Raw genomic sequence first — 7,029 nt, 5'->3', positions numbered from 1 at the left:
ATGTTGTAACGCAAGTAGTAGCCTACGGCAAAAGTAATCACTGATTGATTGAATTGCCGTCCTTTAAAATGATCAGTGATCTGAAAACCTCCAGTTTCAATTCATGATACAGGATGCACTCTCCCTGAGTAAACTTTGCACCAGAACCCCAAAATCACTACCAGGACTCCTAGAAACATAGCCACGCCCGTAGACTGTTGCCAAAGATTGCGTGCAGGATATAGCTGAACATGGGGTTCAAGACGTGCGAGAAGGCATATTGAAATGGGGCTATGATCAGGTACCCAAGAGCGTTCAAGATACGCAATAGATTATCAAGCACAATGTCCAGTGCCCAGCTAATCCAATTTGTTAATTGCGTTGTGCCTTCCATTTTACAGCCTCCGTTTTCTATTGTAGGTCTTTGACCTTCTTGTTTAGTTTAGCTACTTTGTTTCGCAGCCGGTTCCGCTTCCGGGCGACGGCTCGGGTAAGCTTCCGGTGTCCTTCGTACTCCTTGCGGTGAGCCGCAATTTTATCGCCCAGCTCTGTCACCCGGTGACCCATCGCCTTGATCTGTGCTGGCGTGGCCATCTCGTCTGTTAGTGTCAGCATTTCGGCCGATGGTTCCACCTTGCCGCTGCGATAGCGGCGCTGTTGTCCGACGTGACTGTATGCGTAGAGTGCCGACTGCGGCTCACCCTCTCGCCCTGGCACCTTGATAATCTGGCCGAAGCGTGCACCAGATAGGTCAATCCTTTCTGGAACCAGCCACTTGTAGGTGTGTGGGTTCAATGAGCCGTCGTCGGCAAGGAAGTAGGCAATCGCGATAGTGGTATTCCGCTTCAGTACCGCGTAACGCTGCGGGTTCTTGTCCTTTGGCGCATTGTCAACAAGCCCCCGCAGTTCACGCTTTACGCGGTTAAGGGCCGTCCGCTGCCGCTTCAGTTCTACCTCTCGCTCCGAGATCTTCGGCTTTTTGGATTTCGGCTCTACCGGCATCGGTGCCTTCCTGTGCGGTTGCCCTGGCACCTGCATGTCCCGCCGCCTAATCTGTATCTTCTTTGCCATCCAGTCCTCCTTTGACGCTGTTAAGCGAGCGTCCAGCCCGTCTGGCTATCATAATCGTAAAGCGCTTCAAAATCCGTTTGTGACAAGGCTAGGAGTCGGCCGGTAGCAAGCCTGATTAGTATGTCGCCAACCTCCAGGGAGAAACTCGGCTGCTTGCTGCCCGCATAAGCGTCAACCTGAATCTTGTCATGCTTTTTGGTGAAATGCGCGTTCGCCGGTTCAGCGATTTTCTGAATAGCAGCGAGGTTCCTGCCATCAAACTGAACGTACTGATCTGGCTGTCCTGGCTTACGCAAGGCCGTCCCTTTGGCAAGTTCAATCTCACCCCATGTTGCGATTGTGCCGCCAGCGCGGCCCATTCGTTTGATTGCCTGATCAAGCGTGGTGACCTTAGTTCCTTCTATTGAGATGACAAGTCTACGGGTCTCACTTGAGCCAATCTTTCGCCGCTCTTTGCCACGGGCAAGCACACTCTGTTCTTGTCGGTGCGTGACAGTGCGGATAATGCTGACGGAGCCATCATTTTCTTCTACTTCCCACACCATAGGGATCGCCTTTTGCGTGGGTGGCTCAACCGTTTCTAGTTGAACCGCGCTGGTGGCATCAGGATGGCCTTCAAGTTGCAAGGAAATCAAGTTGATCTCATCGCACACGGCACAATCCGGGTCGCTGCCGGGTTCATGTAGATCGTCAAGCCCCTCTTTGGTGTGTTTTGCATAGGCTGCATACAAATCTTTCTTTGTTACTGACATGTTTCCCCCCCTAGCCAGAAAAGCAGCCGCTCCCCGGCTTATCACGTACACACTAGCTTCTTCATTGCAACTGTGTGAGATTTGGGCGCGTAGTATAATTCGCGGTCCAAACAATCGGCAGCACCCTGTGACGTTCTCACCAAAATGACAAGCACTAATTTCGTGCTCAGTATACTGGTATACCAGTATACCCATCTCCTCAGTCAGGCATCCAATAACACGCCGTCTCTCTGTTTGAGTAGCCGTAAGAAAGCAGCCTTCATATTAAGTATACCAGTATACTGGTATACTGGTATACTGGCTTATTTCTTCTTCGTGCTAAATTTCATCTGCTCAAATTGCATCTCAACTATTTTCTCAAATGCCTCTGATTGCCGCGAGGAGAGCCGCTTATCTACATAGGAATTGATCAACAAGCCCACAATATCGTTGATTGTATTGGTGTCGCTTTCCTCGGTTTCGGCCATGAATGGCTTTAAGGTCTGTAACCGCAAGTTTTCGTATGGCGATAGCTTAGCAGTAGTGCTGGCCTTATATCTTGGATCTTTACTTTTAGCTGGATCTGTTGTCTCTTTTGCCGACTTTACATTCGCGAGTTCGACGTTACCAATGCCAAAGTCATTCGTGCCCTGGATCTGAACGTCCTTTGTCTTCAAACTGCTACTAGCATTCTTGTGTTGAATAATTGGTTTGAAATCGCTCATTGTCGGGCCTCCTTCATCTTACGGAACACATCTTCGTGAGCATTGAGCTCATCAAGCACGTCTACGAAGACACCGTGTGCTTTAATATCCCAGGAGTCCTTTAATCCGCTTTTTGTTTCGCCAACGTGGATACCCTCTACATCGTAAGCCTTGAGCCGCTCTTGATAGCGGATAACCGTTGACAGTACGTTGTTGCCATAGGTCTGACGTGCTTCCTCAATGATTGACTCATCAACACGGCCGCCAGGGCGCAGCATGCACGCTACAATGCCGAGAATATCAAGCTTGGAGTCGAAGGTATCTGCGAGATATTGCATGTAGGCGATATATGTTTTGGCACCATCCAAAGACAAGGACTGAGTCTGCAAGACAATAATGCAGTAGTCCGCTGCCATCATTGCATTGTCGGAATAGTCACTGATGGTCGGCGGCACATCCAGATAAATTGAATCATATGACGCCTGCAAGGGTTCTAACAGCTTCCTAAGATAGGTCATTGCAGAAAGATCATCATCAGGAAACTTCTTCATCAAAATCTTAGGTAGTGAGCGAAAAGCTGTGTTGCTACCTATGATATCTAGATTCGGGAGAATGTTGGTAATCTGCTTGGTCAGGTCACCATCAATGAACCCGTTGGTAATATTCCTTTCAATTACTGGAATGTCACCAGTCTTCGCAAGAATACTTGTCGCGTTTCCCTGGGGATCCAGGTCAACCACTAACGTACGTTTGCCTTTTACTGCCGCATTCTCGTAAGCCAGCATGGTGACGAGTTTTGTTTTACCTACGCCGCCTTTGAAATTACCTACCACGTATGTTGTTGCCATGATGCCACCGCCTTCTCGTTTATGGCTTCATACTACCACCATAACATAACCATTGCAATGGTATACCGAAAAATATTTGGTATACTGGTATACCGGTATACTGGTATACTCGTATACTAAAAACTAAATTTCTCGCCTATTTTGCGGTGCATAGCCAATCATAGTAGGTATACTAGTATACCCGTATACTCCCAATCTGAGGAAGTCCTAGGTATACCAGTATACCGTAAGCAAACCATGCCAAAAGTAAACATTTACAAATCCGCTGCTTACGGTTACTCTTAAAGCATAAAAATAGCCCGATCCGTAGACCGAGCAACCAAAATCTTCTGCAAAGATATTCTACCGCATTCTCTGGAATTTTGGTAGTGAGGTTGCTTCAAAGTTGCACAATAGAATGTGGCAGGTTATATTTACCTCGAACTACTTCTGTTTGTGATTAGAGTCGTCTGCGGAATCGCAGGGGACTCTTTCGCGTGTCCCAGAAAAACAGGAGGCAGTTATCGTGGAAAGATTTATATACTACTCAAAACCAGAGGTGGAATCTCCAGACTTCCTCAAACTTCCCAAAACATTGATTTATGGCCGAAGATATTCATCACTCATTAGCTCTGCCAAACTTGCTTATGTAGTTCTCCGAGATCGACTTGAATGGTCAGTTCGTAACGGCTGCTATGACGAAAATGGGAACGTGTTCTGTATTTACACAAACGTTGACTTGGCAGAAACATTACGTATCACAGCCACAGGCACAGTCGCTGCCATCAAACATTCCCTGAGTGACGTGGGATTGCTCTACCAAGTAAGGGTCGGGCAAAACATGCCTAACCACTTGTACATTGGACAACCCGTTGATCATTTTAATGACGTCGCCACGATTGAGAACAAATTGAAATCTAATGCAACCGAGTTCATGCCGCTTGATGACTCGGCAAGGGGGTGGATCCAATGACAGCGTTTCACTTCGTGAAGAAGCAAATTGTTTACGAACGGCAATTTTTCAAATTCCCAGCGGCTCTTCTCTATGCTGACAAGTATCGAACGCTCAGTGACAAGGCAAAGATTGCCTATATGGCATTACAGGATCGCCTGCAATTTTCCGTTCTGAACAACTGGGTTGACGCTGATGACAACGTATATTTCATCTACACGATTAAAGACCTCGAAAGTATTCTTAATTGCGGTCACTCCACCGTCGTCAAAGTTAAACACGAGCTTGAGGAAGCGGGGTTACTTGCCCAAAAGCAACTCGGGTTGAATCAACCGAATCACCTTTATCTCGCTGAGCTCGAAATTGATACTAGTGAAAACTACAATCATGATCCAGTAGAAGCAGCGCTCCATTCAATTTCAGAAAGCGGAGTTCCAGAAAGTGGAACCCCCAAAAACGCCGTGGATAAAGGACTTCCACTTCCCGGAATTCCGAAAAGTGGAAACAATCTAGAACTTACTTCTAGAGACCTTACTAGAGACCTTAAAGAGACTGCCAATGCCGATTTTTCAAACACGGAGTCTTCGACACCGGAAAAGGGAAAAGAGCAAAACCCACCGCGCAAGCCATCCTTTTCGCCTGAGCACGATGATGCGCTAGAAAGAATGCTGCTGGATAACTTCGCAGACAGCATTGATCCAGCCGTTTCCGGCGATATTTTGAGTCGCAGCAGTCTTCAGCTGATTGGTAAGTGGAGTCATACTGTCAAAGAAGCTCGTGAGCGAGTAGGGATTATCCTAAACGCAAAACGCGATGCTGAGCTTGAATACGACACATACCTGCTCACTGAAGACATGCAAGACGAGATCAACAAGGCGCTATTACGTGTGGTTATGCGTTGGAAAGACCAACTAGACGGGCGCAAAGAGCGTTCTATCCGCAACGTGGATAATTATCTTTACGGCGCAATGAAGCAACTCTTTGAGAATGAATCTGTGCGCCAGCTCAATCTTCAAGCCAAAGACGAGGCTGACCGAGACGCCTTGAGCGACCTGCAAAATCGCTTTGCTGACGTGCAGACAGGTAGGCAGGCCCGGATGGAAGCTCGTGAAGCTAATCGGATTCTGCGTTGTCAACGCGAGCACAAACAGGTGAATGCTTGACTTGTTGAAATTGTGCGGTATTATACGAATGTAGACCAAACACGTGTTCGGTCTACTGGGTTTTGCTTGATATCGTTGGGATTCCACAAGAGTTTGCGCAACATAATGGCCTTCGGGATAGTGCTTACGAAATATTGAAAATTATTTACAGTTGACTTTTGCAAGTGGCCTGATATTCTGAAGGTGTAAATTGCGAGTGTCTTCATGGCACAAAAAAAGTGGGCTAACCGAAAGTGCTGACCGGGCTATCAACCCGGTTTAAGCGCAAATTCGGAGTCACACGATGGAATCAAAACTTCCTGAGTGACTACCCCCTACTGTACATCTACAGCATTTACAAGCTTACCATGTGTGGAAGCAGCACCATCGCTTCAAGCAGGGAAACTGTAAGTGAAGGATGTACCGAGGGAGGTCGCGGGGAAGCCTGTGACCTCCCTTTTTCTCGTCCCACTCGCAATTTATGTGGCGGAGGTTAATGCTTAAAGCAAGGGTAGGGTGCAAAAATGGGAAGATATGTAGCCATTGAAGATCTAGTACATAGTGCAGCAGCAATCCGCACCTGGGATCACCGCTATTTCATCAATCTGGGTGACGGTCGTTTGTACGATCGCTTCCAGGGCCAGCATGTCCTTCTAGAGCGTATCTATCCCAGCATCCGTACCGTGTATAACTCGCAGCATCGTGCCATCGCACACCGGAAACATCCGCGCGACAAACTGACGACGATACCGCCAGGCGCAATCTAATCTAGCAACAACGTGTGTGAAATATGCGTGCGCTTAACCAGCACACCACCTCTATGACGCGTTGAACTAGCGGCTAATGCCGCTAGCCGTAGACGTGTCCGTCCTTTGACAACTGAATACCTTTATCCCTGCCCGCTTCTGGTCACTCTTACTGCGGGACACTCAGCCAGGGAAAGATTCGCGTGAGATCCACGCACACTACAAGAAGACGTGACCCAGATTCAAAACGAGCCACCTCACTAGTCGCATAGGCGGCAAGGCACTTGATGGGCGCTGATGTTAACAGCGTTGCACTTAATCGCTAGACGGCGAATGCCATTGCGAGGACATGAAAAGGCAGGAAAGGTCGTAGGGGCGCACGCCAAAAGCCCCTTGTCATGCAGCATAGCTGCTAAGGTCAGTCCGACTCAGAGCCTAAAGCCGGATGAAATGCTGATGTCAAAATAAAACAATATGTACTCTAAAAACTAAACGGAAGTAGCGAAAACGTTAAACCCTACGTGTTAAGCGTAGGCATATTTCACACGCAAAAGTACGAACCGTAGGAGGTAAACTAATGCGACAGACAGAACGTGTACAATTAGTGGTGGGCCAACTCACCGACTTTCTAAAGCAGCACTCAGGTAGTGCGACCTATCAGGATTATGCTCAGTACCGGCAAGCGAATGGGCGCCCAATCACCGTATCAGAGGTTGGTATTTTGAGCAACGTGACGCGCTTGGCCACGGGTGTAACAAGAGTTTACAAGAAGCATGATAACCGCGTCGATACGTTTTGGATTCTGGATAAGAACCCAGAAGCGGTACATGTGTAGTTGCTAATTTAGCGGCTTACACGACAACACAGTGTTGCAGTA

8 protein-coding genes and 1 pseudogene are annotated in these 7,029 nt (G+C 47.9%); 4 read left to right on the top strand and 5 right to left on the bottom strand.

Features of this window, described 5'->3' with window-relative positions; genetic code table 11:
* From JUF21_RS09280 to JUF21_RS09260, 5 genes and pseudogenes are all read right to left on the bottom strand, one after another.
* Positions 1-80: pseudogene (locus tag JUF21_RS09280) on the bottom strand (IS6 family transposase); the annotation flags it as partial.
* A gap of 310 nt (positions 81-390) precedes the next feature.
* Positions 391-1,050 carry a hypothetical protein gene (locus JUF21_RS09275; protein WP_203664206.1) on the bottom strand — a complete coding sequence of 220 codons (660 nt, stop codon included), beginning with the start codon at positions 1,048-1,050 and terminating at the stop codon, positions 391-393.
* A 20-nt stretch (positions 1,051-1,070) separates the two neighbouring features.
* Positions 1,071-1,802 (bottom strand): hypothetical protein, encoded by a 732-nt coding sequence (locus JUF21_RS09270; protein WP_203664204.1) that lies wholly within the window; start codon positions 1,800-1,802, stop codon positions 1,071-1,073.
* A gap of 302 nt (positions 1,803-2,104) precedes the next feature.
* On the bottom strand, positions 2,105-2,506 hold the full coding sequence (locus JUF21_RS09265; RefSeq protein ID WP_203633320.1) for a hypothetical protein: 402 nt from the start codon (positions 2,504-2,506) through the stop codon (positions 2,105-2,107).
* Complete coding sequence (locus JUF21_RS09260) at positions 2,503-3,333, bottom strand: ParA family protein (RefSeq protein ID WP_203664202.1); 831 nt, start codon at positions 3,331-3,333, stop codon at positions 2,503-2,505. The genes JUF21_RS09265 and JUF21_RS09260 overlap by 4 nt, the downstream gene beginning before the upstream one ends.
* Positions 3,334-3,838: 505 nt before the next feature.
* On the opposite strand from JUF21_RS09260, the gene JUF21_RS09255 reads away from it, so the two are divergent.
* From JUF21_RS09255 to JUF21_RS09240, 4 genes are all read left to right on the top strand, one after another.
* A complete protein-coding gene (locus JUF21_RS09255; RefSeq protein WP_203664200.1) occupies positions 3,839-4,285 on the top strand; it encodes a replication initiator protein A in 447 nt (148 codons plus the stop codon).
* On the top strand, positions 4,282-5,427 hold the full coding sequence (locus JUF21_RS09250) for a replication initiator protein A (RefSeq protein ID WP_203664198.1): 1,146 nt from the start codon (positions 4,282-4,284) through the stop codon (positions 5,425-5,427). The genes JUF21_RS09255 and JUF21_RS09250 overlap by 4 nt, the downstream gene beginning before the upstream one ends.
* 503 nt (positions 5,428-5,930) lie before the next feature.
* On the top strand, positions 5,931-6,173 hold the full coding sequence (locus JUF21_RS12140) for a hypothetical protein (RefSeq protein WP_203664196.1): 243 nt from the start codon (positions 5,931-5,933) through the stop codon (positions 6,171-6,173).
* A gap of 556 nt (positions 6,174-6,729) precedes the next feature.
* On the top strand, positions 6,730-6,987 hold the full coding sequence (locus JUF21_RS09240) for a hypothetical protein (protein WP_203664188.1): 258 nt from the start codon (positions 6,730-6,732) through the stop codon (positions 6,985-6,987).
* Positions 6,988-7,029 lie beyond the last annotated feature (42 nt).

The organism is Lacticaseibacillus sp. 53-4, from assembly GCF_016861805.1.
GTDB lineage: Bacteria > Bacillota > Bacilli > Lactobacillales > Lactobacillaceae > Lacticaseibacillus.
Note: the sequence above shows the minus strand (reverse complement) of the source record. Positions and strands in the feature narration are given on the sequence as shown.

Coding starts and splice junctions, on each gene's coding strand:
- JUF21_RS09275 (WP_203664206.1), bottom strand. CDS start 1,050: ATGGCAAAGAAGATACAGATTAGGCGGCGGGACATGCAGGTGCCAGGG.
- JUF21_RS09270 (WP_203664204.1), bottom strand. CDS start 1,802: ATGTCAGTAACAAAGAAAGATTTGTATGCAGCCTATGCAAAACACACC.
- JUF21_RS09265 (WP_203633320.1), bottom strand. CDS start 2,506: ATGAGCGATTTCAAACCAATTATTCAACACAAGAATGCTAGTAGCAGT.
- JUF21_RS09260 (WP_203664202.1), bottom strand. CDS start 3,333: ATGGCAACAACATACGTGGTAGGTAATTTCAAAGGCGGCGTAGGTAAA.
- JUF21_RS09250 (WP_203664198.1), top strand. CDS start 4,282: ATGACAGCGTTTCACTTCGTGAAGAAGCAAATTGTTTACGAACGGCAA.
- JUF21_RS12140 (WP_203664196.1), top strand. CDS start 5,931: ATGGGAAGATATGTAGCCATTGAAGATCTAGTACATAGTGCAGCAGCA.
- JUF21_RS09240 (WP_203664188.1), top strand. CDS start 6,730: ATGCGACAGACAGAACGTGTACAATTAGTGGTGGGCCAACTCACCGAC.